Below are 25704 nucleotides of genomic sequence, written 5' to 3'. Positions count from 1 at the left end.
CCATGACCATCTCCTTCACCTTGCTGGTCGTGCTGATCGGCATCGCGCTGTTGTTCGACTTCCTGAACGGGCTGCACGACGCGGCGAATTCCATCGCCACCGTGGTGGCGACGCGGGTGTTGTCGCCCGTCGTCGCCGTGGTCTGGGCGGCGTTCTTCAACTTCACCGCCTTTTTCGTCTTCGGCACCGCGGTTGCGAAGACGGTCGGCAGCGGCATCGTCGATGCGTCGATCATCGATCCGCGCGTGATCTTCGGGGCGCTGTGTGGTGCCATCGTCTGGAACGTCGTCACCTGGATCAAGGGCATCCCTTCCTCCTCCAGCCACGCGCTGGTCGGCGGGCTGCTCGGCGCGGCGATGGTCAAGGCCGGAACCGACCCGATCGTGTGGAAGGGCGTGATCATGACGGTCGCGGCGATCTTCGTCTCGCCCGCACTTGGCCTCGCGCTCGCGCTGTTGCTGGTGCTGGGGGTCGCCTGGACCAGCCTGAAGCTCACTCCGCTCGGCGTCGACCGCCGCTTCCGCAAGCTCCAGCTCGTCTCCGCCGCGCTCTACTCGCTGGGTCACGGCGGCAACGACGCCCAGAAGACGATGGGGATCATCACCGCATTGCTCTACTCGCAAGGAATGCTCGGCGAGCAGTTCGCCGTGCCCAACTGGGTGGCGGTCAGCTGTTACATCGCGATCGCGGCGGGAACGATGTCGGGCGGCTGGCGCATCGTCCACACCATGGGGTCGAAGATCACGCGGCTCACCCCGGCGCAGGGCTTCGCCGCGGAGACGGGCGGCGCGATCACGCTGTTCCTGGCGACCCACCTGGGGGTGCCGGTATCGACCACCCACACCATCACCGGCGCGATCGTCGGTGTCGGCGCCGCCCGCCGCCTGACGGCGGTGCGCTGGGCCGTCGCGAGCAACATCGTGTTCGCCTGGTTCGTGACCCTGCCGGCGGCAGCGGTCGTCGCAGCCCTCGGCTACCTGGTCGGCGGGCTGTTCCTGCCGTAACGCGCCGGGCCGGGCGTCACCGCCCGGCCCGCGCCCATCACTGACCTGACCAGCGCGTCACCGCGGGTCGCAGCCGCTCGGCCACCGCCGCACGATTACGGATGGTGCTGACCGTCCGCTCCGCCGGCCCGCGCGAGGTAGCGGGCAGCGTCAGGGCGAAGCGTCCGATCTTCTCGATCATCGCCGGATCGTTCGAGCCGCCGCCGAGCTGCACGATGAAGCTGGAGCGCGAGCTCGTCTCCAGCAGCGGGTTGATCAGCGCGGCGTTGGCGGTCGCGAAGTCGAAGGCGAGGTCCGGGTGCGCCCCCGCGACAGAAGCGAGCAGGCTGACGCGCTGCGGATCGGTGAAGCCGGGCGTTCGCACCAGCTCGAGCGACCGCTGCGCCAGCGCAGGGTCCTCCGCGCGGCCGAGCAGGCTGATGTACTGGTTCTTGATCACCGGATCGGTCTCGCGCCGGGTCGCGGCGAGCAGCGCCTCGTAATCCGCTGCGGTCATGTTGGCGGCAAAGGTTGCGAGCATCGCCGACCGGATCGCTGGCGGGATGCGGTTCACCCCGGGACCGAACCTGTCGACGTAGCGCCGCGAGGCGCTCAGCACCCGCGGATCGCCGGCGCTGCCGAGCACGGAGAGGAGTACTTCGCGCAGGTTGGTGACGACCGCGCTGTCGTCACGGCGCGGCTCCAGTCCGACCCGGTCGAGCGCGGGCGCGAGCACGGCAAGCGTGCGCGCCTTCAGCCGCTCGCCGAGCGGCGTACCCTCGTAGAGTGCCGACAGCCGCGCGAGCTGGCTGGTCGCCATCGTCCAGACCAGCGGGTCGGCGGCGGGCGTCACTGCTGCCAGCGTTTCGAAGTAGCGAGCCGCGTCCTGGTCGCCGCTGTAGCCGAGCGCCAGATCGTCGCCGAGCGTGCCGAGCTGATCGGCCACCGCGAGCCGGCCGAAGTCGCGGACGATCGCGGCGTGTGCCGCCTCATCGTAGCGGACGCGGTAGTAGCCACCCTTTCCCGGATTAACGACCAGCGTTCCGCACGGCGCGGACGCGGTCTGCGCCGTTGGGCCGCGCACCTCCTTTGCCCCGCGATCGGCCGACCCCAGGATCGTGTAGGTGACCGGGACGCGCCACTGCTGCGGCGCCTTGGACGTCGGGTCCAGCCCGAAGCGGGTCTGGCGAAAGCTGACGGTCGCACGGCCGCTGGTGCACGTGCCCGCGCCGACGCTGATCAGCGGCACGCCGCCTTGCAGCGTGAAATCGTCCATGAACGGCTTGACGTTGCGTCCCGCGTTCGCGGAGACCTCCGCCCACAGCTGGTCGGTCACCGTGTTGCTGTACTGGTGCCTGGCCATGTAGCGCCGCACGCCGTCGCGGAACTGTTGCGCGCCGACCGTGCTCTCCAGCATGCCGATCACGGCCTGGCCCTTCTGATAGGTGATCGTGTCGAACGCCTCGCCGATCTGATCGACGGTCTCGACTTTGCGGATCACCGGATGCGTCGCCGCGCTTGCGTCGAGCCGAAGCGCCGCCTCGCGCTCGGTTGCGACATTCTGCGCCGCATACTGCCACTGCGGGTTAAGGTCGTTGGTGGCCTTGCCCTCCATCCAGCTGGCAAATCCCTCGTTCAGCCACAGGTCGTCCCACCAGCGCATGGTGACAAGATCGCCGAACCACTGGTGCGCCATCTCGTGCGCGACGACCGAGTAGATCCGCTGCTGATTGCTGACGGTATTCCGCTTCGGGTCGAACAGCAGCTCGGGCTCGAAGTAGAAGATCGCGCCCCAGTTCTCCATCGCGCCGAAAAACTGCGACGATCCCGGCCCGGCGATCATGTCCAGCTTCGGCAGCGGGTACGCTACGCCGAAATAGTCGTTGTAGTAGGCGAGCAGGTTCTTGGCCGCCTTCAGCGCATAATCGCCCTGGTCGACCACGCCCTTGCGGGTGATGACGCCGATCTCGGTCTTGCCCGCCATCACCGTCTTGCGCTCGACATCGCCCATGCCGAGGAACAGCAAATAGCTCGACATGATCGGGCTCTCGGCGAAGCTGTAGAGCTGGCGGTCACCCGAGAGCTTGGTGACCTTCGCGGGCATGTTCGAGTAGGCGAGCTGCCCCTTGGGCGCGACCGCCGCGAGCGTGAACTTCGCCTTGAACGAGGGCTCGTCCCACATCGGCGCGAAGCGGCGCGCGTCCGGCGCCTCGAACTGGGTGGCGAGCATCCGCTGCTTGGTGCCGTCCGGGTCCTGATAGTCGATCGCGAACAGCCCGGCGGCGGATGTGTTGATCTTGCCCGACCAGGTGAACGACAGGCGGTGCGCGCCGACGTTCGCCGGCTTCGGCAGCGTGAGCGTCAGGCGCTGGTTCGCGGCGTCGGCGGCGACCCTAACCGGCTGACCGTCGAAGGTCGCGAGCGTCACGTCCAGGTCGGCGGCATTCAGCACGATCGTCCGCGTCGGCGCGGTCACCCGCACGTTGACCGTTTCGCTCCCGGTGAAGGTCATCGCCCTGGCGTCCGGCTCGACCCGGATGTCGTAGCTGACCGGCACCACCGTGCGCGGCAGCTGCCCCTGCGCCAGCGCGGGCGTGGAGGCGGTGAGCATCAGGGTGGCGAACGCCAGCTTCGTCATGCAGGAACTCCGTGGAACAATCGGGCCACCGCCCTGCGCCCCTGCCGCTAGTCGCGCAAGCGGAACGGCCCGGCGTGTCGCGAGCCGCACCGCCTGGCGGGTGGACAGCCGCCCGGCGCCGGTTACAACCGCTGCCATGTCGCTGCCGCCCCTGTTCGATCGCCTGCGCCTCCCCGTCATCGGAGCGCCGCTGTTCATCGTGTCCGGCCCCGAGCTGGTGATCGCGCAGTGCAAGGCCGGGATCGTCGGATCGTTCCCGGCGCTGAACGCGCGCCCGCAGGGGGTGCTGGACGAGTGGCTCCACCGCATCACGGAAGAGCTCGCCGCCTGGGACCGCGCAAACCCCGACCGGCCGGCCGCACCGTTCGCGGTCAATCAGATCGTCCACAAGTCCAACGATCGGCTGGAGGCGGACCTCCACACCTGCGCCAAGTGGCGCGTGCCGATCATCATCACCTCGCTCGGCGCGCGCGAGGACCTGAACGTCGCGGTGCACGGCTGGGGCGGGATCACCCTCCACGACGTGATCGACGACCGGTTTGCGCGCAAGGCGGTGGAGAAGGGCGCGGACGGCCTGATCGCGGTGGCGGCGGGCGCGGGCGGCCACGCCGGGCGCCTTTCCCCCTTCGCGCTGGTGCAGGAGATCCGGGAGTGGTTCGCCGGGCCGCTCGCCCTGTCGGGCGCGATCGCGACCGGCGCGGCGATCCTGGCGGCTCAGGCGATGGGCGCCGACCTCGCCTATATCGGCTCGCCCTTCATTGCGACGGACGAGGCGAACGCGGTACCCGATTACAAAAACGGGATCGTCGAGGGCCGCGCGAGCGACATCGTCTATTCGAACCTGTTCACCGGCGTGCACGGCAACTACCTGCGCCAGTCGATCGTCGCGGCAGGGCTCGATCCCGACACGCTGCCGGAGGGCGATGTGTCCACCATGAACTTCGGCGGCAATGCGGGCGCAAAGGCGTGGCGCGACATCTGGGGATCGGGCCAGGGCATCGGCGCCGTGCGCGCGGTGCAGCCGGCGGGGGCGTTCGTCGAGCGCCTGGCGGCGGAGTACGCGGCGGCGCGCACGCGGCTGGCGATCTAATCGTCACCCCAGCGGAGGCTGCGGTCCATGTCTGTCACGCTAAAGCGGAACGGCACCGTCAATCGGATCAGACATGGATGCCAGCCTTCGCTGGCATGACAAGGATATTCAGAACGCCAGGTTGAGTCGGTCCTGCATCGAGCGCGCCGGGCTGTCGTAGAGCGTCGGGCCTGACTGTGCGCGATCGAAGTGGGCGACGCGGCGGTGCAGGTCGATGCTCGCCCCGATCAGCAGCCGCGCGCCGTCCGGCAGGTGCGACAAAGCCGCCTCGTCGCTCTCCGGCGCGTCGCCCAGCCGCCGCGAGGGATCGAGTGCGTCCTTGGGCCTGAGCTCGCCTGCCGACACCGCGCGCTGGGTCAGCAGCCAGGCGATGACGTGCATAAGACGAGTCGTCACCTTCATCGACTCGCAGGAGAAGACCACGCGCGAGAGCGGATCGAGCTGGTCGCGATCGGTGCGACCCGCCTCGTCGAAATAACCGCGCGCCTCGTCCGCCAGCAGCATCGATTCGACGTAGAGCGAGTCGATCAGGCGGCGGTGAAGCCGCGAGTGGGGAGAGGCCGGTTGCGCGATCATGGTACGGCCGCGACGTTGCCACGCCGGTCCCGCCAGCGCCACCACTCCGGCCGCAAACATCCGTGGAAAACTTGTCCCGTTCCGGTGCGCAGCGCTCAGGCGATGATGTCGGGCAGCAGCAGGTCGGTGAGCGCTGTCATCTCGTCGCGCAGGCGCAGCTTGCGCTTCTTCAGGCGCGCGATCTGCAACTGGTCCGGATTGGGTGCGTCGAGCAGCGCGGCGGCCGCAGCATCCAGGTCCCGGTGTTCGATGCGCAGCTCCTCGATCCGGCGCCTGATCTCCGCGTCGTCCATCGAACCCCCGCTCGCGATCGGCCGGACGGCCTATCCTGCACGCTCCGTCGATTGCAGACGAATCAGATGGCGACAAGGCGCGTGTGGTTTGTTTTACTCCTCCGCCCCGCAACCACCAGCAGGAGACATAAGTCCATGCAGAACGCGCACTACACGGCGTTGGAGGCGAAGCACGCCTCGCTCGAGTCGCGGATCGTCGAGGAGCAGGCCCGCCCCGCCCCCGACCTGGCCATGCTGGCAGACCTGAAGCGCCGCAAGCTGCGCCTGAAGGAGGAGCTGAGCTCGCTCCAGTGACGCCGCTCCCGCCTGCCGGGATGGACACCCTCCCGGCAGCGGGCAATGGCGAATGATCAGAGCGGCCGCTGCTTCCTGGGTGCCGCGGGTGGTGCGACCACCGGCTTGCGGGCACGCTTCGGATCGACCTCGCGATCAAAGGCGATGCCGGCCCGGCCCTCGGCGACCCAGGCCACCTTGGCGGCGATCGCGCCGATGCCGCGCAGCTCGACGGTGATTCCGTCGCCGAGCACCAGGTCGCCGGCATATTCCGCCATCATGCCCCCGGGCGACAGATTGCGCACCCGCGCGGTAACCGGTCGCGCCAGACCGGGCACGGTAAGCTGCGCCGTCAGGAGCAGACTGTCGCGCGCGGCGGCCCGCTGCGCAGCGGTCTCGCCGTCGGCAGTGAACTGGTCGGGGTCGTGCGGCAGCTGATCCATCGAAGGCGCCCGGTCTCGCATGGTCGTGAGTGATGCGCGCCCATACACCACCGATCGCTTGCGAAAGCGTTAAGCGCGCCTAAACCGATCGCGCCGCGCACGCGCCCGCTCAGTCGTCGCGCGAGACGCGCTCGTTGCGCTCGTGCCGCTCCTGCGCCTCGACCGTCATGGTCGCGATCGGGCGCGCTTCGAGCCGGCCGAGCGAGATCGGCTCGCCAGTGACTTCGCAATAGCCGTACTCGCCGTCGTCGATGCGGCGGAGTGCCGCGTCGATCTTGCTGATCAGCTTGCGCTGGCGATCGCGGGTGCGCAGCTCGATCGACCAGTCGGTCTCGCTGCTCGCGCGGTCGGCGATGTCGGCCTCGCGCAGCGAGTCATTCTGGAGCTGCGACAGGGTGAAGGTCGATTCCCGCAGGATCGCGTCCTTCCAGGCGTTCAGCTTGCCGCGGAAATACTCCTGCTGCCGCAGGCTCATGAACGGCTCGTCCGCACTCGGGCGATAGCCGCTCGCTTCGTCGTTGGCCGGCACCGGCAGTCCGTTCAGCGCGGTGTTATTCTCAAGAACAGTCGCCATCCCCACTCTCCACACCGGTTAGCCCAAGTGCTTTGACGCGCCTTGACCGACCGCCTCTACCCCGCGCCGCCTATAGGGGAGCACAACCGCTCGCACAAGCGAGTGCGCATATCTCCAGAGGATCTCGAACCCGAAAGATGTGGCCGTAACGACTCGGCTATCTTAAAATATTCGCTTCAGGTCTGCCGCGAACCGCTGCAGATCGATAATCACAGGAGCGGTCGGTAAAGCTGTGCTGTTATGAAACGTTAACCATCAGGTGCAGCAGCAATACTGACGTTATTAGCTGGCCGGCACGCTATTCTTGGTTAACGGCGTTGCACTTAATGGTTTGTTCTGCATTCTGGCAACATCAGCGCGGAAGAAGCTGTCACAGGCAGCCGATGACCGCCCAACGAGAGAGTGCAGCATGTCCGTACGTATGGCTCTGGTGAAACTGGCCGCTTGCGCATCCGGCGGCGCACTCGTCGGCGGCGGCGCGGTCCACATCGCCGATCAGGTGCAGGCCAAGCGCACCTATGTCGCAAAGAAGGCTCCACCCAAGCGGATCGTGACCAAGCGGGTCGTGCGCCGGGTAGCGGCCAAGCCGCGCCCGCTGAACTGCGCGGCGCTGACCGGGCACGCGGGCGCGGTGCGCCACGTCACCACCGGTGCGGGCGGGCGCCGCATCGTCAAGTGCGTGGTGACGACCACCACCACGACGGCGGGCGGCGTAACCGTGCAGACCCCCGCCGTGCCCCTGCCCGCCCCCTATACCGGATCGAGCGGCGAGATGCCGATCGTCGGCGGCGGCGGCGCGGTCGCACCGGCAGTGATCGGTGGCGGTGGCGGCTTCGGTGGCGGCGGGTTCTTTGCCGGCGGCTTCTTCGGCGGCGGTGGCAGCGGCGGCAGCGGCGGCGTGATCATCTCTTCCACCTCGTCGTCCTCGGGCGGATCGACCTCGTCGAGCTCCAGCTCGTCGTCGTCCAGTTCCTCGTCGGGCAACGTCTCGAGCTCGTCGTCAACCGGCGGTGCCAATGTCGACATCGACATCGACAACAAGAACGAGAGCACGAACAACAACAATAATAATAATCAAAACAACAATCAGAATACGAACACCAACACGAACACCAACACGAACACCAATCAGCAAAGCCAGAACCAGAACCAAAATCAGCAGCAGAATCAAAATCAGAACCAGCACCAGAACCAAGATCAGAACCAGTCCTCCTCGTCGAAGGGCTGGGGCTGCAAGTCGAAGTGCGGAGGCTGGAACTCGAATGGTGGCTGGTCGTCGAACGGCCCGGGTAAGCCGCCGCACAATCCGGACGGCCCGACGCCGGTCCCCGCACCGCCGATGATCCTGCTGTTCGGGGGCGCCGCCGCCGCGCTGATGGTGCGCAAGCGCCTCGCCAAGAAGAAGAACTGCGAGGGCTGAGGGAGAGGGTGCGAAGCGTCACCCCGGGCGCGATCCGGGATGACGCCTTTCGAAACTAATCCGCCGCGAGCAGCGCCTTCTCGATGTCCGGGATCGAGTGGCCGGTCAGGTCCTTGGCGAGCTCCGCCTCCAGCCGGTTGCTGACCTCCTTGTGGTAGTGCTTGCGCAGCTCGCCCAGCGTCTTGGGCGGTGCGATGATGATCAGCTTCTCGAATTCGTGGTCGAGCGCGCGCTTCTTCAGCAGGTCGGCGGTGTCGGCGGCGAAGCGGTCCTCCTCCAGCTGGTGGAAGTCGGTTTCCTCGAACGAGCCGCGCGACGGCGCGAACTGCGCGCCGCCGCCCTGTGCGTGCCCCGAGCCTCCCTGCGCCACATTGGGCGCGCCCGGACCGCTCTGGGTCGAGGAGGCGCCGCCCGCGGCATCGGTCTTCTGGTCGCCGTCCTTGGGGTTCGGCCGCTCCTCGGCATGCTCGACCTGCAGGTTGGGGGCGGTCTCGTCGCCCTGGTTGCGCAGGAACAGCATCTTGCGCCCGTCGGCGACCAGAACCACGGCATTGTGCGGAACCCGCATGTCTTTCTCCTTGTGTCTGCTGTCACCCTAACGCCGCGGGCGCGGCGCGGGTTGCGATCCGCTGCCCTGCCCTCCATAGCCCGCGCCCATGCACGACATCCGCTTCATCCGCGACGATCCTGCGGCGTTCGACGCCGCCCTGGCGAAGCGCGGCCTCGCGCCGCTGTCGGACGAGCTGCTGGCGATCGACGCCCGCGCACGCGCGCTCACGACCGAGACGCAGGAGCTGCTGGCGCGGCGCAACGAGGCGTCCAAGGCGATCGGCGCCGCCAGGGCGCGGCGCGACGATCCCACCGACCTGATGGCCGAGGTTGCCGCGCTGAAAGAACGACTGCCGCAGCTCGAGGCCGAGCAGAAGAGGGTCGCCGAGGACCTGTCCGCACGCTTGGCGACGATCCCCAACCTCCCGCTCGCCGACGTACCGCGCGGTGCAGACGAGGACGATAACGTCGTCGTGCACGAGCGCGGCACGCCGCCTGCGTTCGCTTTCAATGCCGCCGAGCACGACGCGATCGGCCCGGCGCTCGGGCTCGACTTCGACACGGGCGTGAAGCTCGCCGGTGCCCGCTTCACGCTGCTGCGCGGGGACGCCGCCCGGCTCCACGCCGCGCTCGGCCAGTTCATGCTGGCGGAGCTGACCGCCAGGCACGGCTACGAGCAGGTCGTGCCGCCGCTGCTGGTGCGCGACGAGGTCATGTACGGCACGGGTCAGCTCCCGAAGTTCGCCGACGACCTGTTCCGCACGACCGATGGCCGCTGGCTGATCCCGACCGCGGAGGTGTCGCTCACCAACATCGTCCGCGACAGCATCCTCGCGGAGGGAGAGCTGCCCTTGCGCTTCACCGCGCTCACCGCCTGCTTCCGCTCAGAGGCCGGCGCCGCCGGCCGCGACACCCGCGGCTTCATCCGCCAGCACCAGTTCGAGAAGGCGGAGATGGTCTCGATCACCACGCCCGACCAGTCGGAGGCGGAGCACGAGCGGATGACGGCGGCGGCGGAGGGCGTGCTCGACGCGCTCGGCCTGGCCTATCGCCGGATGAAGCTGTGCACCGGCGACATGGGCTTCTCCGCCGCGCGCACTTACGACCTGGAGGTGTGGCTGCCCGGACAGGCGAGATACCGTGAGATTTCCAGCTGCTCGACCTGCACCGACTTCCAGGCCCGGCGCATGAACGCGCGCTATCGTCCGGCGGGGGAGAAGGGCACGCGGTTCGTCCACACCCTCAACGGCTCCGGCCTGGCGGTCGGGCGCACGCTGGTGGCGGTGCTGGAGAACTACCAGCAGGCGGGCGGCGCGGTAGCCGTGCCGGACGCGCTGCAGCCGTTTCTGGGCGGGCAGACGCTTCTGTCGCCGCGCTGATGCGCATCCTGCTCTCCAACGACGACGGGGTCCATGCGCACGGCCTGGAGGTCCTGGAGGCGCTGGCCCGGACACTGAGCGACGACGTGACGGTGGTCGCACCGCTGGAGGAGCAATCGGGCAAGGGTCGGTCGCTCACCCTGACCGAGCCGGTCCGCCTGCGCCGGTTCGGGGAGAAGCGCTGGGCGGTCACCGGCACGCCGACCGACGCGGTGATGATCGCGCTGGCCGAGGTCATGAAGGACGCGCGGCCCGACCTGATCCTGTCGGGGGTCAATCGCGGCGCCAACCTGGGCGAGGACGTCAGCTACTCCGGCACGGTCGCCGCGGCGATGGAGGGTGCGCTTGCCGGCATCCCCGCGATCGCGCTCAGCCAGCGCTACGCCAACCTCGCGCCGGGCGAGCAGGTCAGCTTCGCCGCTGCCGAGGCGTGGGGTGAGCGGGTACTGCGTCCGCTGCTCGCGACGCCGCTCGCGCCCCGCACGCTGGTCAATGTCAACTTTCCCCCGGTCCCCGCGGCCGAGGTGCAGGGGATCAAGGTGGTGGCGCAGGGTCTGCGCGACTACGGCCGCCTGCGGCTCGACAAGCGGCAGGATCCGCGCGGCTTTCCCTATTTCTGGCTGGGGCTCGGCCGCGTGCCTTTCTCGCCCGTCGTGGACACCGACCTGGAGGCGATCGAGGCCGGGTACGTCACCGTCACGCCCCTGCATCTGGACCTGACACATCGACCCTCGCTGGCGTCGCTCGCGGCGGCGTTTGGCTAGCGGCGGCACGATGCGGCGGGAGGCATCTGTAGAGAAGTGCGGCGCCGCTTGCGGGCTGCGGCCCGGCCGGGATCCAGCGGCTCCGAACCTCCAACCCCGATGGCTGCGACGGTGACCCCGCCCCGCCTGCCCGGGACGCTGAAGCGCAAGTCGAGCCTGCCGGTCTGGCTCGCGATCGGCCTGCGCGTCGTGGCGGTGCTGGCGCTGGTCGGGCTGGCGATCGCCGTGCACTGGTTCGACCGCGAGGGCCTGCGCGACAACTACGACGGGCAGGTCAGCTTCGTCGACGTCGTCTACTTCACGATGATCTCCATCACCACCACCGGCTACGGCGACATCGCGCCGGTGAGCGAGCGGGCGCGGCTGTTCGACGCGCTGGTCGTCACCCCGATCCGCGTCTTCGTGGTGCTGCTGTTCATCGGCACGGCCTACAACTTCGTCCTGAAACGCACCTGGGAGCGGTGGCGCATGTCAGTCATTCAGCGGACCCTGACGGGCCACATCGTCGTCGCCGGCTATGGCGAAACCGGGAGCGAGGCGGTCGACGAGCTGATCGCGCGCGGCGAGAAGCCGGGCGACATCGTGGTGGTCGATACCGACCCGCACCACATCGCCGCCGCCAAGGCCTGCGGGTGCATCGTGCTGGAAGGCGACGCCACCCGCGACCAGACGCTGAGCGACGTCAGGATCGACCAGGCCAAGGCGATGGTCGTCACCGCCGGACGCGACGACACCTCCATCCTCATCACCCTGACCGCGCGCCACCTGGCACCGGACGTGCCGATCAGCGTCGTCGTCCGCAACGAGGACAACGAGTTTCCCGCCCGCGCCGCCGGCGCCACCACTGTCATCAATCCGGTCAGCTTTGCCGGGCTGCTGCTGGCGGGGGCGTGCAAGGGATCGCACCTCGCCGACTATCTGACCGACCTCGCCTCCATCCGCGGCCGGGTGGCGCTGAGCGAACGTGCGGTCGCGCCGGCGGAGACGGGCAAGCCCCTATCGGCGATCACGACCGGCCTCGGCCTGCGTATCTACCGCGACGGCAAGCCGTACAGCTTCGCCGAGCCCGAGGCGGGCGCGCTGAAGGACGGCGACCTGATCGTCGAGATCGTGAGCACTCGCGAATGACCGACCGCATAGCGCCCGTGCTGATGCTGCTGGCGTCGAACGTCTTCATGACCTTCGCCTGGTACGGCCATCTGAAGCACAAGGCCGCGCCGATCTGGGCCGCGATCCTGGTCAGCTGGGGCATCGCCTTCTTCGAATACTGCCTGGCCGTTCCCGCCAACCGGATCGGCAGCAACGTCTATTCCGCCGCGCAGCTGAAGGGCATGCAGGAGGTGATCACGCTCGCCGTCTTCGCCGGCTTCTCCGTGCTGTACCTGGGGCAGAAGATCAGCGTGAACCACCTGATCGGCTTCGCGCTCATCGCGGCGGGCGCGTTCTTCGTGTTCCGCGGTTAGAGGTCGCCTCCACGATCAGCGCCGCCGTCGGCAGCCGGCCAGATGCGGTTCAGCACTTCGACCATCACGATCCCGATGAGGACACAGGCGAGAAGCTCCGCGGCGAAGACTCCAAGCCACACAAGTCCGCGCTGATTGTGTGTCCAGTCGCCCCATATCTCGCGCGCCGCGATCATGCCCACCAGCGCTATGATCAGTCGCCACTGGTCTTTGAACAACCGCATGGGACCCACATGCAACGCGCCGCCGCCGTCCGCAAGAAAGCGCCATCTCTCCATTTGTGGGCACCTAGAAAAATCCCGCGATCTCCCCTATGTGGCCGCGCATCCCCATGGCTACCGTTCTCCCCTCCCCGCCGCGCGTCGGCATGGTGTCGCTTGGCTGTCCCAAGAACCTGGTCGATAGCGAGCGCATCCTGACCCAGCTGCGCGCCGACGGTTACCAGATGTCGGCCGACTATGCCGGTGCCGACGTGGTGCTGGTCAACACCTGCGGCTTTCTCGACAGCTCCAAGGAGGAGAGCCTGGAGGCGATCGGCGAGGCGATCGCGGAGAACGGCCGCGTCATCGTGACCGGCTGCATGGGCAAGGAGGCGGACGTGATCCGCGCCCGCTTCCCGAACGTCCTCGCGGTCACCGGCGCGCACGAATATGAGCAGGTGGTGGAGGCGGTGCACGAGGCCGCGCCTGCGGGCATCAGCCCCTATGTCGACCTGATCCCCGACGCCGGGCTGAAGCTTACCCCGCGCCACTACAGCTATCTCAAGATTTCGGAGGGCTGCAATCACCGCTGCGCCTTCTGCATCATCCCGCAGCTGCGCGGCGACCTGGTCAGCCGCCGCCCCGACGCGATCCTGCGCGAGGCGGAAAAGCTGGTCGCGGCGGGCACCCGCGAGCTGCTGGTGATCAGCCAGGACACCTCGGCCTACGGCATCGACATCCGTGGCGATGACCGCGCGTGGAAGGGCCGCCAGGTCCGCCCGCACATGACCGATCTCGCGCGCGAACTCGGGCAGATCGCCCCCTGGGTGCGGCTCCACTACGTCTACCCTTATCCCCACGTCAATCAGGTCATCCCGCTGATGGCGGAGGGGCTGGTGCTCCCCTACCTCGACATCCCGTTCCAGCACGCGAGCCCGTCGGTGCTGCGTGCGATGAAGCGCCCTGCGAACGACGCCAAGGTGCTGCAGCGGATCAAGGGCTGGCGGGAGGTCTGTCCCGACATCGCGATCCGATCGACCTTCGTGGTCGGCTTTCCGGGCGAGACGGAGGACGACATCGCCTACCTGCTCGACTGGCTGGAGGAGGCGCAGCTCGACCGGGTCGGTGCCTTCCGGTTCGAACCCGTTGCCGGCGCTCCCGCAAACGACCTGCCGAACCCGGTGCCGGAGGAGGTCAAGGAGGAGCGCTACGCCCGCGTGATGGCGAAGACCGCCGCGATCAGCGCCGCGAAGCTCGCCGCCAAGATCGGCCGCACGCTGGAGGTGATCGTCGACGAGGTCGCCGATGGCGGCGCCAACGCCCGCAGCCAGGCCGACGCACCGGAGATCGACGGCACCGTCTTCCTCCGCGATGCCGGGCACCTCGCCCCCGGCGACATCGTCCGCGTGGCGATCGAGGACGCCGACGAGCACGACCTCTACGGCGTGCCGCTCGCCTGAGCCGCCGCCGCCATCGCGCCCCTCAGCGCGGTGGCGATCGTATCCATCTGCTCCTTGGTCTTGGCGCCCGCCGGCGCCGCCGGGGTGTTCGGGATGACGTGGAAGTGGACGTGGCACACGTGCTGCGCCCGCCCGTTGTTCTGCTGGATGCTGTAGCCGGTCGCGCCGAACACCAGCCGCTGCGCCGCCGCGACCCGGCGGGCGAGCTCGAGCGCGTGGACCATCTCCTCCGCCGTCATGTCGTCGAGCGTGCGGACCGCCCGGCGCGGGATGACCAGCGCGTGGCCGGGATGGGTCCAGTCGATCGGCACGATCGCGATCATGTCGGCGGTCTCGGCGATCCGGCTCGCCGGCGCTTCGCCGCGCAGGATGCGCGCGAACGGGTTGGCCGGATCATACGGCCGCTGCGGCGGGCAGACGAGCGGCGCCGCCTGGAGGGTCACGGCGATCAAGGGCAGGATCATTTGCGCTCCCGTGCCGATCGTGGGTAGCGGATCGGTGCAGCAAGGGATGCGTGACCGGCCGTGAAACGACAAGCGCTGATCTTCGCCACCTTTCTGCTGCTCGGCGCGCACGGTGCCGATCCGGTCAGAGTCACACCCGTCGATCCGCTGACGATCGCCGACGACGACTTCGCCCGCCATCGCGATCCGGCGGTCTGGGCAGGGCTGACGGTCACAGGCATCGACTTCGCCGAGGAGCGCGCGGCCTGGCGACTCTACCGCATCGCGGACCCTGCCCGCCCGACCGGGCCGCTGTGGGTCGTGCCTCACGACGACGAGAACGCCGGGTTCGACGCGGCGCTGGTGGCGCTGCGGCGCTACGGCGGCACGCTGATGCTGGTCGACAGCGATGGCCGGCGGCGCAACCGGGCGGTGGCGTTCGGCCCGACCATCGACCCCAATCGCACCTTCCACGACGGCCTGCCGCGCTACGCCGCGCAGATGCTGGCGGCGGTGAACGCCGGCGCCTGGCCGATCATCGCGCTGCACACCAACTCCCCTGGGTACGACGGTGCGCGCGCGACCTGCGGCGACCGCGGCGGCGACGCTGCGGGCGAAGGCGTGATCTCCATCCGCTTCTGCAACGCCACGCTGACTCCGGTCGCGTCGCGAGCGCGCGCCTGGCCGTTCGACGACGACGACAGCGTCGCCTTTGCGACCTACACCGCCACGCGGACGCCCGAAGACGCCTTCTGCCGCAACGAGATGGTCGGCGACGACTGGAACGTGGTGCAGGAACGTGTCGTCAACTCGGACGGCTCGCTCAGCAACTATGCGGTGCTCCACGGGCTCGACTATCTGAACTTCGAGGTGCGGGAGACCGGGACCAAGCCCGTTGCCCTGGCCCGCGCACGCGATCGGCTGCTCTGGATGATCGACCGCGCGCTGGCGTTGTGCGGTAGTAAGCGGCCGCCGCGGCCGGTCCGCGTGCAGTTTCGCTGACGTTGCACCGGCCCGCGGGCGCGCCTAGCTCTGGCGGATGACCGACTTCGCCGCCCTGCTCGCCCCCGATCGCGGGCAACCCGCCCGCACCATCCACGTCGTCACGCCCGCCGAGTGGACCAACTGGCTCTCCGCCCAGCCGCCCCGCGTCCGCGCGACCGTTGCCGCGCACAAGCTGACCGGCAAGGCGGGCAACAAGGCGATTTTGCCGGGCGAGGGCACGGAGGACTGGTCGGCGCTGCTGGTCTGCGACGAGGCGGAAACCTCGCCGTGGCGTATCGCCTCGCAGGGCGAGATCCTGCCCGAGGGGACCTACCGGCTGACGCACGGCGAACCGGGCGCGGCGATGCTCGGCTGGGTGCTCGCGCAGCACCGCTTCACCCGCTACCGCAAGGACGAGGCGGCGGGCCCACGCGTGCTGCTGACCGGTGAGCCGGCGCGGATCGACGAAGTCGTGCGGGTCGCGGGCGCCGTCGCGACCGTTCGCGACCTGGTCGACACCGCCGCCGCCGACCTCGGGCCGGAGGAGCTGGAGGGCGAGGTCCGCCGCCTCGCCGCCGCCCACGGCGCGACCGTGACCGTCACGCGCGGCGGCGAGCTAGAGAGCGGCTATCCGATGATCCATGCGGTCGGCCAGGCCGCCGCGCGCGGACGCGAGCCGCGGTTGATCGAGCTCGAGTGGGGCAGCCCCGCCCATCCTCGAGTGGCGCTGGTCGGCAAGGGCGTGGTGTTCGATTCGGGCGGGCTCGACATCAAGCCGTCAGCGGGCATGCGGCTGATGAAGAAGGACATGGGCGGCGCCGCCCACGCGCTTGCGCTTGCCGGGCTGGTGATGGGCGCGCGGCTGCCCGTCCGGCTGCACCTGCTGATCCCGGCGGTCGAGAACACGATCAGTGGCAGCGCCTTTCGTCCTGGCGACGTGCTTCGCTCGCGCAAGGGGCTGACGGTCGAGAACACCAATACCGACGCGGAAGGGCGGCTGATCCTCGGCGACGCGCTGACCCGCGCGGGCGAAGACACGCCGCAGCTGATCCTCGACTTCGCGACGCTGACCGGCGCGGCGCGGGTGGCGCTCGGCCCCGACCTGCCGCCGCTGTTCTCCGACGACGAGGCACTCGCCGCCGACCTGCTCGCCGCGGGGGTCGCCGAGCATGACCCCCTGTGGCGGCTGCCGCTGTGGAGCGGCTACGACGAGCAGCTGAAGTCCGACATTGCCGACCTGATCAACGCGCCCGAGGGCGGGATGGCGGGTGCGATCACCGCCGCGCTGTTCCTCCGTCGCTTCGTCCCCGCGGGCACGGCGTGGGGCCACCTCGACGTGTTCGCCTGGCGCCCGGCGGCGAAGCCCGCGCGGCCAAAGGGCGGCGAAGCCTACGCGCTCCGCGCGGCCTGGAGGGTGCTGAAAGGACGATATGGCGGGTAAACCTCTCGTCACCCCAGCGAAGGCTGGGGTCCATGTCTGTTGCGTACGGTAGTCCTGACTGTCCTCCTTGTGACAGACATGGGTGCCAGCCTGCGCTGGCATGACGCTGCGGCGCTCACACCATCGCCAGGTTGGCCAGCTCGCGGATCGACACGCCGTAGGTGTCGCAGATGTGGTCGCGCAGCCGCCGCTTGGCCGCCGCCATCTCCGCGAACGCCGCTTCCTCTTCCGCCTCGCGGGTGAGGTCGATGGTGAACCGGTCCGGGACCAGTGCCTCCCAGCTGTCGGCATGCACGCGCGCCGCACGGCGTACCGCGGCGACCAGGTCTTCTCCGTCCATCCCGCCCTAACGCGCGAGCGGCGACGGCGTTCAGCCGGCCTGCGCCGCGGCTGCCGCGATGATCGGCATGAACTTCGCCGCCGTCAGGCTCGCCCCGCCGACCAGCGCGCCGTCGACATCCGGCACCGCCAGGATGGTGCCCGCATTGTCGCCGGTGACAGACCCGCCATAGAGAATGCGCACGCCGTCCGCCTTGTCGCCGATCATGTGGCGCATCTTGGCGCGCGCGATGCAGTGAATGGCGGCGATCTCGTCGAGCGTCGGCGTCCGCCCGGTGCCGATCGCCCAGCGCGGTTCATAGGCGAGCGTCAGCCAGCCGCCGTCGGCATCGTCGGGCAGTGATTTCTCCACCTGCGCCTGGACGACCCGCTCGGCGCGGCCGGCATCGCGCTCGGCCTCCGTCTCGCCGCAGCACAGAATCACCTGCAGCCCGTGGCGGTGCCCCGCCGCCGCCTTCGCCCAGGCGTCGTGGCTGGTCTCGCCGTGGTCGCCGCGGCGCTCGCTGTGGCCGACGATGACGAAGCGGGCGCCCGCTTCCCGGACCTGCGCGGCCGATATGTCGCCGGTGTGCGCGCCCGAGTCGTTGGGGTGAATGTCCTGCGCGCCGATCGCGAGCGTGGGGACGAAGGACGCCGCCCGCTCGATCAGGGTGAAGGGGACCGCCACCGCGACATCGACCCCGCCGTGCTCGCCCGCGGCGCGCGCGATCTCCTCCAGCTCCACCAGGCTCGCGCGGTCGCCGTTCATCTTCCAGTTGCCCGCCACCAGCTTGCGCCGCATGTCCCGTGTCTCCCCGCTCTGTTATGCCGGCCACCTAGCGGCGGGCGCGCGCCAGGCACAACCTTGATGACGCGCGCCCGTCCCCGTAAGGCACGCGGGCATCAATCCATCCGATCGGCCCTACATGCTTCAGTTCTTCCGCCGGCTGACCAAGTCCAAGGTCGGCATCGTCATCACCTTTGGCGTGCTGATCATCATCGCGCTGGCGTTCGCGGCCGGGGACATCACCAACATCCGCGGCCAGAGCGGCGGCACGCTTGGTGGCGGCGAAGTGGCGGAAGTCGGCGACACCAAGGTAACCGAGGTGGAGCTGCGCCAGCGCGCGCAGACCGCGTTCAACGGCTATCGCCAGCAGCAGCCGACGCTCGACATCGCGACCTTCGTGGCCGGCGGCGGGCTGACGGCGGTGATCGACCGGACGATCAACGGCCTGGCGCTTTACCACTTCGCACAGGACGTCGGGCTCGCGGCGAGCAAGCGCGCGGTCGACGGCGAGATCGCCAGCATCCCCGCGTTCCAGGGCTTCGACGGCAAGTTCAGCCAGACCGCCTACGACCAGATCCTCCAGCAGCAGCGCCTGACCGACCGCCAGCTGCGCGAGGACATCTCGCGCGACATGCTGGCACGGCAGCTGATCGCGCCGACCGCGGGCGCGCGCCAGGTTCCGGCCCAGCTGGCGCTGCCCTACGCCTCGCTGCTGCTGGAGCGGCGCCGCGGCGTGGTGGGCTACATCCCGGTTGCGGCGCTCGGCGCCGGCACGCCGCCGACCGACGGGGAACTTCAGACCTTCTACACTCGCCAGCGCGCGCGCTACACGGTGCCCGAGCGGCGAACGATCCGCTACGCCGTGGTGCGCGCGGCCGACGTCGCGGCGACCGCGAAGCCGACCGCGGCCGAGATCGCCGCCGCCTACCGCAGCCAGGCGGCGCGCTTCGCCGCCAGCGAGAAGCGGACCCTGACCCAGGTCGTGGTCGCGCAGCAGGCGCAAGCGAACCAGATCGCCGCGCGCGCAAAGGGCGGAACCGCGCTCGCTGCCGCCGCCCGCGCGATCGGGCTGGAGGCGAACACCGCAACCGCCGTCGACAAGGCCGCCTTTACCACCCAGAGCAGCGCCGCCGTCGCCAACGCCGCCTTCGCCGCGGCAGCGGGACAGGTCGTCGGTCCCGTCCGCTCGCCGCTCGGCTGGCACGTCGTGCGAGTCGACGCCGTGACGCCGGTCGCCGGCAAGTCGCTCGCGGAGGCGACGCCCGAGCTCACCACCGAACTCGGCAAGACCAAGGCGCAGGAGGCGCTGGCCCGGATCAACGCCGACCTGGACAGTGCGATCGGCGGCAACGCGACCTTTGACGAGGTGATCGCCGACGCCAAGCTGCAACCGCAGACCACCCGGCCGCTGCTCGCGAGCGGCGTTGATCCGGACGCGCCGACGCCGACGCCGGATCCCGTGCTCGCCCGCATCGCCCCGGCGGCCTTCGCCGCCGAGCAGGGTGACGCACCGCAGCTCGTGCCGGTTGACCCGGACGGCAGCTTCGCGGTGGTCGCGATCGGCCAGGTCGTCCCCGCCGCGCCGCGCCCGCTCGCCCAGATTCGCGACGCGGTGGTCCGCGACTTCGTGGCAGACCGGAACCTGCGCGCGGCGCGCCAGCTGGCGACCGCCGCAGTGAACAAGGCGAACGGCGGCACGCCGCTGGCGCAGGCGCTCGCGCAGACCGGGTTGCGCCTGCCGCCGGTTCAGCCGATCAACGCGAGCCGCGCCGATCTGGCGCGTCAGGGCGGGCAGCTGCCCCCGCCGGTTGCGCTGCTCTTCTCCATGGCGGCGAAGCGCGCGAAGTTAATCGAAGCGCCGAACCGGGCAGGCTGGTACGTCGTCTACCTGGACGCGATCCAGGGCGGGAACGCCGCCGGCAACACCGCGCTGATCGCCTCCACCCGCCAAGGACTGGGCGGCGTGATCGGCCGCGAGTTCACCGAACAGTTCACCGCGGCGGTCAAGCGACAGGTCGGGGTCAAGCGCGACGAAGCGGCAATTGCGCGGGTCGCGAGCGACCTCGCCGGCGGCGCGCAATCGCGCTGATCCGACGGACGGGCGCGTGATCGAGGGGATCGAGGCCGCCCGCGCGGCGCTGGCCGACGGGCGCGGCGCGCTGATCTGGCAGCGGCAGGTCGCCGATACGGAGACGCCGGTCGCCGCTGCGCTGAAGCTGATCGAGCCCGGCCGCGGCGATTTCCTGCTCGAATCGGTGGAGGGCGGCTCCGTGCGCGGGCGCCACAGCCTGATCGGGCTCGCGCCCGACCTGCTGTTCCGCGCACGCGGTGACGCGGCGGAGATCAATCGCGACTGGCTCCGCGATCGCGACGCCTTCACGCCCGCCGGCACCCCGACGCTCGCCGCGCTGCGCGCACTGGTCGCAAGCTGCCGCATGGACGTGCCCGAACCGCTGCCCCGCGCGCTCGCCTGCCTGGTCGGCTATTTCGGGTATGAGACGATCGGGCTGGTGGAGCGGCTCGATCGCCCCGCGCCCAATCCGCTCGACCTGCCCGACATGGTGTTCGTCCGCCCCACGGTGCTGCTGGTGTTCGATCGGCTGGCCGACACGCTGTTCCTGGTCGCGCCGGTGTGGCCGGGTGCGAGCGTGGAGCAGGCCGCGGCGCGGCTGGAGGACACGGCCGCGCGGCTCGCCAACACGCCGGTGCCTCCCCGAACCCGCGCCGAGCACGTCACGATCACGCCCGATCCGGTGCTGCCGCCCGGCCGCTACGGCGAGATGGTGGCCGCGGCGAAGGACTATATCGTCGCCGGCGACATCTTTCAGGTGGTGCTGGCGCAGCGTTTCACGACCCCCTTCACGCTGCCGCCGTTCGAGCTCTACCGCTCGCTCCGCCGCGTCAATCCCTCGCCCTTCCTCTACCATCTCGACCTGCCCGGGTTCGCGCTGACCGGATCCAGCCCTGAGATCCTGGTCAGGGTACGCGACGGTGAGGTGACGATACGCCCGATCGCGGGGACTCGGCCGCGCGGGCGCAGCGCAGCCGAGGACGAAGCCAACCGGCAGGAGCTGCTCGCCGATGCAAAGGAGCGCGCCGAGCACCTGATGCTGCTCGATCTCGGGCGCAACGACGTCGGCCGGGTCGCGGCGGCGGGCTCCGTCAAGGTGACCGACAGCTACGGGATCGAGTTCTACAGCCACGTCATGCACATCGTGTCGAACGTGGTGGGGCGGATCAGGCCGGATGCCGACGCACTCGATGCGCTTTTCGCGGGCTTTCCCGCGGGCACCGTGAGCGGCGCACCCAAGGTCCGCGCGATGCAGATCATCGCCGAACTGGAGGGGGAGACTCGCGGCGCCTATGCCGGCGGGGTCGGCTACTTCTCGCCCGACGGGTCGATGGACAGTTGCATCGTGCTGCGCACCGCGATCGTGAAGGATGACGTCATGCACGTCCAGGCGGGCGCGGGCATCGTCGCCGACAGCGATCCGGCGGCGGAGAACCGCGAGTGCGAGGCGAAGGCCGGCGCGCTGTTTGCCGCCGCACGCGAGGCGGTCGCGCGCGCGGGCGGGATCGGATTTGGCCAGTAGCTCAGGGACGCCGCGCGGCGATCCCGAACAGCGTCGCCGCGATCAGCCACAGTCCCGTGATGATCCCGGTCGCTCCGATCACGTCGCGCGGCCAGGCGCGACCATCGACGCCGAGGTCGAGCGCGAGCGCGATGGCCCCGGCGATCACCTGCGCCGCCGCCGCCGCGAGCATCGCGCGCGCCATGCCGCGCGGGCGAAAGTGGGCGAGGCACGCACCGCCCACCGCCACCGCGAGCACGCCCGCGTACATCATGTTCGCGTCATTGTTCTCCGAACCGATGATGCCGACCGCCAGGTTCACCCAGGTCAGGAACAGTCCGGTGAACAGCGCCACCCCGCTGCCGACCCGGTACCAGGCACTACCGGCTCGCCGCGCTAGGAACTCGTAGCCGGCGAGCACCGCGCCGAGCAGCACCCCTGCCACAACGAAGTCGGACGGTGTCCAGTTGACGTCGCGCGTGAACTGCATCGCAACGAGCGGGAGCAGCAACACCGCTACCGCCGCTCCCCATACCGCCCGGCGCCAGCGCCCGCCGCGCATCATTGTCTCGGCTGTCATCAAACCTGCCCTTATCTGCCTGCGTAACCGCGCCTGTGTGGCGGGGGGCCGCGCTGAGCGTCATGAGCAAGATGTGAGGAATGGCTGAAATTGTGCGTGCGAGCTATTGAACCGGCAACGCCGCCAGCTCAGTTCGGATCGACCGACTGGCCGTTAGCGACCGCGCGCTTCTCCGCCGACCACGCCTCGGCCGCGCGCTGCGCGCAGCCGCTCTGGCCATTGGTGCCGATAGGCGAGCAGCTGTTCGGCAGCACCCGCTGATTGTCCTCCATCACGCGGTCGACGCGGACCGCCCAGGCCGTGCTCTGGACATCGGTTTTGGGAGCTTCCCGGAACTGCTTCGGGATCCGGAACTGCTCGGCGTCGGCCGGCGAGCAGACCACGATCTCGTCCGCGGTGGAGCGCGGGCAGGTCTCGCCCGCCTGGAGCAGGATGTTGCGGATGCGCTTGGGCGGCGTGTTGTCCTGCGCGACGGCGAGGGCGGGCGTGGCGATCAAGGCGGCGATGACGAGCGAGCGGATCATGATGGTCACTCCGGGGAACGTAACTGTCCCGTTTGGCGATGCAACGCGCCAAATGCGGCGAATGTTGCGCCGCCGGACGGCTCCGCTATGGCGATACCGCCCATGATCCTCGTCATCGACAATTACGACAGCTTCACCTGGAACCTGGTCCATTACCTGATGGATCTGGAGGCGGAGGTGCGCGTCGTCCGCAACGACCAACTGACCGCCGCGGAGGCGCTCGCCAGCAACGCCACTGCCTTCCTGCTCTCGCCCGGGCCCTGCACCCCGAACGAGGCGGGGATCAGCCTGGACCTGGTCGCCGCCTGCGCCGCGGCGGAGAAGCCGCTGTTCGGCGTGTGCTTGGGCCATCAGGCGATCGGCCAGCATTTCGGCGGGCGCGTGGTGCGCGGCGGGCTGATGCACGGCAAGACCAGCGTGCTGGATCACGACGGCAGCGGCGTGTTCGCCGGCATCCCCAATCCCTTCACCGCCACCCGCTATCACAGCCTGGTGGTGGAGGACGTGCCCGAGAGTCTCATCGTCAACGCCACCTCGCCGGATGCAAGCGTGATGGCGTTCCGCCACCGCACGCTGCCGATCCACAGCGTCCAGTTCCACCCGGAGAGCATTGTCACCGAGCACGGCCACGCGTTGCTCGCCAACTTCCTGAAGCTCGCGGCATGAGCGTTCGCGCGCTGCTGCCCGATGCGGCGACGCCGCTGTCGCACGAGAGTGCGGCCGCGGCCTTTGCCGACATCTTGGACGGTCGCACGGGCGAGGAGGAGGTCGCGACCTTTCTCGTCACCCTGGCCGAGCGCGAGGAAACGGCAATCGAGATTGCAGAGGCCGCGCGGGCGCTGCGAGCGCGGCTGATCCCGATCGCCGCGCCGCCGGGCGCCATCGACGTCTGCGGCACCGGCGGCGACGGTCACCACACGCTGAACGTGTCGACCGCTGTCAGCCTGGTGGTTGCCGCCGCCGGTGTACCGGTCGCCAAGCACGGCAACCGCGCCGCCTCTTCAAAGGCGGGCGCCGCCGATACGCTGGAGGCGCTGGGGCTCGACATGGCAGTGGCCGGCGCGCTCGCCGAGCAGACGCTCGCCGACCTCGGCATCTGCTTCCTGTTCGCGGGCAACCACCATCCCGCCATGAAGCGGATCCAGCCGATCCGGCAGCGGATCGGGCGGCGGACGATCTTCAACCTGATGGGGCCGCTCGCCAATCCAGCGCATGTCACCCGCCAGCTGCTCGGCATCGCCCGCCCCGACTTCGCGCCCGTCTACGCCGCCGCGCTCGACAGCCTGGGCGCGGAGGGGGCCGCGATCGTCTCGGGCGAGGAAGGACTGGACGAGCTGTCCGGCGCTGGCCCCAGCGTCGTGCTGACGGTCGGCGATGTGTCGCTTGCCCCCACGATCGTGCCGGAGGATGCCGGGCTCGTCCGCGCGCCGCTCGCGGAGATCAGGGGCGGCGACCCGGCCTTCAACGCGCTGGCGCTCCGCCGCCTTCTGAAGGGAGACCGCAACGCCTATCGCGAAGCAGTGCTGCTGAACGCCGCCGCCGCCTTCGTGATCGCGGGCCGGGTCGAAAGTCTCGAGGATGGCGCAGCGCTCGGCGCCGAGACGATCGACCGCGGCGATGCCGAGGCTCTGCTCGACCGCTGGATCGCCTACGCATGACCACGATGCTCGACGAGATCATCGCGGTGAAGCGCGAGGAGGTCGCCGCCCGCAGCGCGCTGCGCAGCCTTGACCAGCTCGACACCGCAGCCCGCGAGCAGAGCGCGCCGCGCGGCTTCCGCGCCGCGCTGGAGGCGCACGCCGGCTATGCGCTAATCGCCGAGATCAAGAAGGCGAGCCCGTCCAAGGGGCTCATCCGAGCCGACTTCACGCCCGCCGATCACGCCCGCGCTTATCAGGCGGGCGGTGCCGCCTGCTTGTCGGTGCTGACCGATGAGCGCTTCTTCCAGGGCGCCGACGCCTACCTCCAGACGGCACGCGGCGCCTGCGACCTGCCGGTGCTGCGCAAGGACTTCACGATCGATCCGTGGCAGGTGGCGGAGGCGCGCGCGATCGGCGCGGATGCGATCCTGGTCATCGTATCGGCACTCGATAACGGCGTGATGCAGGAGATCGAGGCGGCGGCGATCGAGCGCGGCATGGACGTGCTGGTCGAGGTCCACGACGCTGTCGAACTTGAGCGTGCGCTCACGCTTCAGTCGCGCCTGATCGGGGTAAACAATCGCAATCTGAAGGACTTTTCAGTCGATTTTGCCCGCACCTATGAACTTGTCGGATCGGCGCCCGCCGACTGCACCTTTGTCGCGGAGAGCGGGCTCAGTACTCGCGCCGACCTCGACGCGATGGCCGCGCATGGCGTCCGCTGCTTCCTGATCGGCGAGGCGCTGATGCGCCAGGATGACGTCGCCGCCGCCACTCGCGCGCTGATCGGATGAGCTTACTCACCCACCTCGATGCCGATGGCGCCGCCCGCATGGTCGAGGTCGGCGGCAAGGCGGTGACCACCAGGCGCGCGGTCGCAACCGGATGCATCGCCATGTCGCCGGCGGCGCTGGACGCGATCCGTGCAGGCGCGGTGCAGAAGGGCGACGTGCTCGCGGTCGCACGCGTCGCGGGCATCATGGCGGCCAAGCGCACGGGGGAGCTCATCCCGCTCTGCCACCCGCTGCCGCTGACGAGCGTGACCATCGACCTGGCGCTGGAGCAGGACGGCATCGCCGCAACCGCGACAGCGACGACCGACGCCAAGACGGGCGTGGAGATGGAGGCGCTGACCGCCGCAACGGTTGCGCTGCTGACGATCTACGACATGGCGAAGGCGATCGACAAGGCGATGGTGATCGGCGCGGTCCGGCTGCTGGAGAAGACCGGCGGCAAGTCGGGCGACTGGCGGGCGCCGATCTGAGTATTGGATCGAAGCGCCGTCTCCCGCGCTTTTGTGCCCGACTGCG

29 protein-coding genes are annotated in these 25704 nt (G+C 69.6%); 17 read left to right on the top strand and 12 right to left on the bottom strand.

The genetic code is table 11. The annotated features are described in order from the left end of the window. Positions 1 to 2: 2 nt before the first annotated feature. Positions 3 to 1004 carry an inorganic phosphate transporter gene (locus CRO12_RS10670; protein WP_097063996.1) on the top strand — a complete coding sequence of 334 codons (1002 nt, stop codon included), beginning with the start codon at positions 3 to 5 and terminating at the stop codon, positions 1002 to 1004. 37 nt (positions 1005 to 1041) lie between these two features. On the opposite strand, the gene CRO12_RS10665 is transcribed toward CRO12_RS10670, so the two are convergent. Then, the gene (locus tag CRO12_RS10665; RefSeq protein ID WP_097063995.1) at positions 1042 to 3621 is read right to left on the bottom strand and encodes a M1 family metallopeptidase; all 2580 of its coding nucleotides are present in this window, start codon (positions 3619 to 3621) and stop codon (positions 1042 to 1044) included. Positions 3622 to 3757: 136 nt separating this feature from the next. Between CRO12_RS10665 and CRO12_RS10660 the strand changes: the two genes are divergently transcribed. Further along, a complete protein-coding gene (locus CRO12_RS10660; RefSeq protein WP_097064305.1) occupies positions 3758 to 4711 on the top strand; it encodes an NAD(P)H-dependent flavin oxidoreductase in 954 nt (317 codons plus the stop codon). Positions 4712 to 4819: 108 nt separating this feature from the next. On the opposite strand, the gene CRO12_RS10655 is transcribed toward CRO12_RS10660, so the two are convergent. Both CRO12_RS10655 and CRO12_RS10650 read right to left on the bottom strand, forming a co-directional pair. Beyond that, on the bottom strand, positions 4820 to 5287 hold the full coding sequence (locus tag CRO12_RS10655; protein ID WP_097064304.1) for a DUF1465 family protein: 468 nt from the start codon (positions 5285 to 5287) through the stop codon (positions 4820 to 4822). A gap of 95 nt (positions 5288 to 5382) precedes the next feature. After that, positions 5383 to 5580: a DUF465 domain-containing protein gene (locus CRO12_RS10650; protein ID WP_097063994.1), complete on the bottom strand. Its 198-nt coding sequence runs from the start codon at positions 5578 to 5580 to the stop codon at positions 5383 to 5385. A 135-nt stretch (positions 5581 to 5715) separates the two neighbouring features. Between CRO12_RS10650 and CRO12_RS10645 the strand changes: the two genes are divergently transcribed. Continuing rightward, a complete protein-coding gene (locus CRO12_RS10645) occupies positions 5716 to 5874 on the top strand; it encodes a YdcH family protein (RefSeq protein WP_097063993.1) in 159 nt (52 codons plus the stop codon). Between the two features lie 56 nt (positions 5875 to 5930). Here CRO12_RS10645 and CRO12_RS10640 read toward each other — a convergent pair whose 3' ends face one another. Beyond that, on the bottom strand, positions 5931 to 6296 hold the full coding sequence (locus CRO12_RS10640; protein ID WP_097063992.1) for a PilZ domain-containing protein: 366 nt from the start codon (positions 6294 to 6296) through the stop codon (positions 5931 to 5933). 109 nt (positions 6297 to 6405) lie between these two features. After that, complete coding sequence (dksA, locus tag CRO12_RS10635) at positions 6406 to 6870, bottom strand: RNA polymerase-binding protein DksA (RefSeq protein WP_097063991.1); 465 nt, start codon at positions 6868 to 6870, stop codon at positions 6406 to 6408. A gap of 421 nt (positions 6871 to 7291) precedes the next feature. Between dksA and CRO12_RS18005 the strand changes: the two genes are divergently transcribed. Next, on the top strand, positions 7292 to 8290 hold the full coding sequence (locus CRO12_RS18005) for a hypothetical protein (protein WP_101750165.1): 999 nt from the start codon (positions 7292 to 7294) through the stop codon (positions 8288 to 8290). A 55-nt stretch (positions 8291 to 8345) separates the two neighbouring features. Here the strand turns inward: CRO12_RS18005 and CRO12_RS10615 are convergent, their stop codons facing one another. Next, a complete protein-coding gene (locus CRO12_RS10615; RefSeq protein ID WP_097063988.1) occupies positions 8346 to 8858 on the bottom strand; it encodes a host attachment family protein in 513 nt (170 codons plus the stop codon). Between the two features lie 88 nt (positions 8859 to 8946). Between CRO12_RS10615 and serS the strand changes: the two genes are divergently transcribed. The 4 genes from serS to CRO12_RS10595 all read left to right on the top strand — a co-directional run bounded on the left by serS (position 8947) and on the right by CRO12_RS10595 (position 12445). Continuing rightward, the gene (gene serS / locus CRO12_RS10610; protein WP_097063987.1) at positions 8947 to 10218 is read left to right on the top strand and encodes a serine--tRNA ligase; all 1272 of its coding nucleotides are present in this window, start codon (positions 8947 to 8949) and stop codon (positions 10216 to 10218) included. Next, a complete protein-coding gene (gene surE, locus CRO12_RS10605; RefSeq protein ID WP_097063986.1) occupies positions 10218 to 10982 on the top strand; it encodes a 5'/3'-nucleotidase SurE in 765 nt (254 codons plus the stop codon). Before serS ends, surE begins: the two co-directional genes overlap by 1 nt. A 99-nt stretch (positions 10983 to 11081) precedes the next feature. After that, positions 11082 to 12110 carry a potassium channel family protein gene (locus tag CRO12_RS10600; RefSeq protein ID WP_097063985.1) on the top strand — a complete coding sequence of 343 codons (1029 nt, stop codon included), beginning with the start codon at positions 11082 to 11084 and terminating at the stop codon, positions 12108 to 12110. Further along, positions 12107 to 12445, top strand: coding sequence for a DMT family protein (locus CRO12_RS10595; protein WP_097063984.1), 339 nt, complete (start codon positions 12107 to 12109; stop codon positions 12443 to 12445). The genes CRO12_RS10600 and CRO12_RS10595 overlap by 4 nt, the downstream gene beginning before the upstream one ends. On the opposite strand, the gene CRO12_RS10590 is transcribed toward CRO12_RS10595, so the two are convergent. Continuing rightward, positions 12442 to 12723, bottom strand: coding sequence for a hypothetical protein (locus CRO12_RS10590; RefSeq protein WP_144033590.1), 282 nt, complete (start codon positions 12721 to 12723; stop codon positions 12442 to 12444). The genes CRO12_RS10595 and CRO12_RS10590 overlap by 4 nt on opposite strands. Positions 12724 to 12776: 53 nt before the next feature. Here CRO12_RS10590 and rimO point away from each other — a divergent pair, with 53 nt between their 5' ends. After that, positions 12777 to 14105 carry a 30S ribosomal protein S12 methylthiotransferase RimO gene (gene rimO / locus CRO12_RS10585; RefSeq protein ID WP_097064302.1) on the top strand — a complete coding sequence of 443 codons (1329 nt, stop codon included), beginning with the start codon at positions 12777 to 12779 and terminating at the stop codon, positions 14103 to 14105. Here the strand turns inward: rimO and CRO12_RS10580 are convergent. After that, entirely contained in the window at positions 14084 to 14569 is a 486-nt protein-coding gene (locus CRO12_RS10580) for an HIT family protein (RefSeq protein WP_179640966.1), read from the bottom strand. The genes rimO and CRO12_RS10580 overlap by 22 nt on opposite strands. Before the next feature lie 60 nt (positions 14570 to 14629). Here CRO12_RS10580 and CRO12_RS17750 point away from each other — a divergent pair, with 60 nt between their 5' ends. After that, entirely contained in the window at positions 14630 to 15550 is a 921-nt protein-coding gene (locus tag CRO12_RS17750; RefSeq protein WP_179640964.1) for a hypothetical protein, read from the top strand. 37 nt (positions 15551 to 15587) lie between these two features. Beyond that, positions 15588 to 16973, top strand: a complete 1386-nt coding sequence (locus CRO12_RS10575; protein ID WP_097063981.1) for a leucyl aminopeptidase family protein — start codon at positions 15588 to 15590, stop codon at positions 16971 to 16973. A gap of 115 nt (positions 16974 to 17088) precedes the next feature. Here the strand turns inward: CRO12_RS10575 and CRO12_RS10570 are convergent, their stop codons facing one another. Beyond that, on the bottom strand, positions 17089 to 17313 hold the full coding sequence (locus tag CRO12_RS10570; RefSeq protein WP_097063980.1) for a hypothetical protein: 225 nt from the start codon (positions 17311 to 17313) through the stop codon (positions 17089 to 17091). Between the two features lie 30 nt (positions 17314 to 17343). Further along, positions 17344 to 18093 carry a triose-phosphate isomerase gene (gene tpiA, locus CRO12_RS10565; RefSeq protein WP_097063979.1) on the bottom strand — a complete coding sequence of 250 codons (750 nt, stop codon included), beginning with the start codon at positions 18091 to 18093 and terminating at the stop codon, positions 17344 to 17346. Between the two features lie 124 nt (positions 18094 to 18217). Between tpiA and CRO12_RS10560 the strand changes: the two genes are divergently transcribed. Then, positions 18218 to 20167 (top strand): peptidylprolyl isomerase, encoded by a 1950-nt coding sequence (locus CRO12_RS10560; RefSeq protein ID WP_097063978.1) that lies wholly within the window; start codon positions 18218 to 18220, stop codon positions 20165 to 20167. 16 nt (positions 20168 to 20183) lie between these two features. Further along, a complete protein-coding gene (gene trpE, locus CRO12_RS10555; RefSeq protein ID WP_097064301.1) occupies positions 20184 to 21671 on the top strand; it encodes an anthranilate synthase component I in 1488 nt (495 codons plus the stop codon). 1 nt (position 21672) lies between these two features. Here the strand turns inward: trpE and CRO12_RS10550 are convergent, their stop codons facing one another. Next, positions 21673 to 22230 carry a hypothetical protein gene (locus CRO12_RS10550; protein WP_218838883.1) on the bottom strand — a complete coding sequence of 186 codons (558 nt, stop codon included), beginning with the start codon at positions 22228 to 22230 and terminating at the stop codon, positions 21673 to 21675. Positions 22231 to 22358: 128 nt separating this feature from the next. Then, positions 22359 to 22754: a hypothetical protein gene (locus CRO12_RS10545; RefSeq protein ID WP_097064299.1), complete on the bottom strand. Its 396-nt coding sequence runs from the start codon at positions 22752 to 22754 to the stop codon at positions 22359 to 22361. A gap of 102 nt (positions 22755 to 22856) precedes the next feature. Between CRO12_RS10545 and CRO12_RS10540 the strand changes: the two genes are divergently transcribed. From CRO12_RS10540 to moaC, 4 genes are read left to right on the top strand one after another with little or no spacing between them, the layout of a single operon-like run. Then, entirely contained in the window at positions 22857 to 23420 is a 564-nt protein-coding gene (locus CRO12_RS10540) for an anthranilate synthase component II (protein WP_097064298.1), read from the top strand. Further along, positions 23417 to 24412 carry an anthranilate phosphoribosyltransferase gene (gene trpD, locus CRO12_RS10535; RefSeq protein ID WP_097063977.1) on the top strand — a complete coding sequence of 332 codons (996 nt, stop codon included), beginning with the start codon at positions 23417 to 23419 and terminating at the stop codon, positions 24410 to 24412. Before CRO12_RS10540 ends, trpD begins: the two co-directional genes overlap by 4 nt. After that, positions 24409 to 25188 (top strand): indole-3-glycerol phosphate synthase TrpC, encoded by a 780-nt coding sequence (gene trpC / locus CRO12_RS10530; RefSeq protein WP_097063976.1) that lies wholly within the window; start codon positions 24409 to 24411, stop codon positions 25186 to 25188. The genes trpD and trpC overlap by 4 nt, the downstream gene beginning before the upstream one ends. Continuing rightward, positions 25185 to 25658 carry a cyclic pyranopterin monophosphate synthase MoaC gene (gene moaC / locus CRO12_RS10525; RefSeq protein WP_097063975.1) on the top strand — a complete coding sequence of 158 codons (474 nt, stop codon included), beginning with the start codon at positions 25185 to 25187 and terminating at the stop codon, positions 25656 to 25658. The genes trpC and moaC overlap by 4 nt, the downstream gene beginning before the upstream one ends. Positions 25659 to 25704 lie beyond the last annotated feature (46 nt).

The organism is Sphingomonas guangdongensis, assembly GCF_900199185.1.
GTDB classification, from domain to species: domain Bacteria; phylum Pseudomonadota; class Alphaproteobacteria; order Sphingomonadales; family Sphingomonadaceae; genus Sphingomonas; species Sphingomonas guangdongensis.
Note: the sequence above shows the minus strand (reverse complement) of the source record. Positions and strands in the feature narration are given on the sequence as shown.

Excerpts from the sequence above, each read along its gene's own strand:
- CRO12_RS10670 (WP_097063996.1), top strand. The coding sequence starts at position 3 with ATGACCATCTCCTTCACCTTGCTGGTCGTGCTGATCGGCATCGCGCTG.
- CRO12_RS10665 (WP_097063995.1), bottom strand. The coding sequence starts at position 3,621 with ATGACGAAGCTGGCGTTCGCCACCCTGATGCTCACCGCCTCCACGCCC.
- CRO12_RS10660 (WP_097064305.1), top strand. The coding sequence starts at position 3,758 with ATGTCGCTGCCGCCCCTGTTCGATCGCCTGCGCCTCCCCGTCATCGGA.
- CRO12_RS10655 (WP_097064304.1), bottom strand. The coding sequence starts at position 5,287 with ATGATCGCGCAACCGGCCTCTCCCCACTCGCGGCTTCACCGCCGCCTG.
- CRO12_RS10650 (WP_097063994.1), bottom strand. The coding sequence starts at position 5,580 with ATGGACGACGCGGAGATCAGGCGCCGGATCGAGGAGCTGCGCATCGAA.
- CRO12_RS10645 (WP_097063993.1), top strand. The coding sequence starts at position 5,716 with ATGCAGAACGCGCACTACACGGCGTTGGAGGCGAAGCACGCCTCGCTC.
- CRO12_RS10640 (WP_097063992.1), bottom strand. The coding sequence starts at position 6,296 with ATGGATCAGCTGCCGCACGACCCCGACCAGTTCACTGCCGACGGCGAG.
- dksA (WP_097063991.1), bottom strand. The coding sequence starts at position 6,870 with ATGGCGACTGTTCTTGAGAATAACACCGCGCTGAACGGACTGCCGGTG.
- CRO12_RS18005 (WP_101750165.1), top strand. The coding sequence starts at position 7,292 with ATGGCTCTGGTGAAACTGGCCGCTTGCGCATCCGGCGGCGCACTCGTC.
- CRO12_RS10615 (WP_097063988.1), bottom strand. The coding sequence starts at position 8,858 with ATGCGGGTTCCGCACAATGCCGTGGTTCTGGTCGCCGACGGGCGCAAG.
- serS (WP_097063987.1), top strand. The coding sequence starts at position 8,947 with ATGCACGACATCCGCTTCATCCGCGACGATCCTGCGGCGTTCGACGCC.
- surE (WP_097063986.1), top strand. The coding sequence starts at position 10,218 with ATGCGCATCCTGCTCTCCAACGACGACGGGGTCCATGCGCACGGCCTG.
- CRO12_RS10600 (WP_097063985.1), top strand. The coding sequence starts at position 11,082 with ATGGCTGCGACGGTGACCCCGCCCCGCCTGCCCGGGACGCTGAAGCGC.
- CRO12_RS10595 (WP_097063984.1), top strand. The coding sequence starts at position 12,107 with ATGACCGACCGCATAGCGCCCGTGCTGATGCTGCTGGCGTCGAACGTC.
- CRO12_RS10590 (WP_144033590.1), bottom strand. The coding sequence starts at position 12,723 with ATGGAGAGATGGCGCTTTCTTGCGGACGGCGGCGGCGCGTTGCATGTG.
- rimO (WP_097064302.1), top strand. The coding sequence starts at position 12,777 with ATGGCTACCGTTCTCCCCTCCCCGCCGCGCGTCGGCATGGTGTCGCTT.
- CRO12_RS10580 (WP_179640966.1), bottom strand. The coding sequence starts at position 14,569 with ATGATCCTGCCCTTGATCGCCGTGACCCTCCAGGCGGCGCCGCTCGTC.
- CRO12_RS10575 (WP_097063981.1), top strand. The coding sequence starts at position 15,588 with ATGACCGACTTCGCCGCCCTGCTCGCCCCCGATCGCGGGCAACCCGCC.
- CRO12_RS10570 (WP_097063980.1), bottom strand. The coding sequence starts at position 17,313 with ATGGACGGAGAAGACCTGGTCGCCGCGGTACGCCGTGCGGCGCGCGTG.
- tpiA (WP_097063979.1), bottom strand. The coding sequence starts at position 18,093 with ATGCGGCGCAAGCTGGTGGCGGGCAACTGGAAGATGAACGGCGACCGC.
- CRO12_RS10560 (WP_097063978.1), top strand. The coding sequence starts at position 18,218 with ATGCTTCAGTTCTTCCGCCGGCTGACCAAGTCCAAGGTCGGCATCGTC.
- CRO12_RS10550 (WP_218838883.1), bottom strand. The coding sequence starts at position 22,230 with ATGACAGCCGAGACAATGATGCGCGGCGGGCGCTGGCGCCGGGCGGTA.
- CRO12_RS10545 (WP_097064299.1), bottom strand. The coding sequence starts at position 22,754 with ATGATCCGCTCGCTCGTCATCGCCGCCTTGATCGCCACGCCCGCCCTC.
- CRO12_RS10540 (WP_097064298.1), top strand. The coding sequence starts at position 22,857 with ATGATCCTCGTCATCGACAATTACGACAGCTTCACCTGGAACCTGGTC.
- trpD (WP_097063977.1), top strand. The coding sequence starts at position 23,417 with ATGAGCGTTCGCGCGCTGCTGCCCGATGCGGCGACGCCGCTGTCGCAC.
- trpC (WP_097063976.1), top strand. The coding sequence starts at position 24,409 with ATGACCACGATGCTCGACGAGATCATCGCGGTGAAGCGCGAGGAGGTC.
- moaC (WP_097063975.1), top strand. The coding sequence starts at position 25,185 with ATGAGCTTACTCACCCACCTCGATGCCGATGGCGCCGCCCGCATGGTC.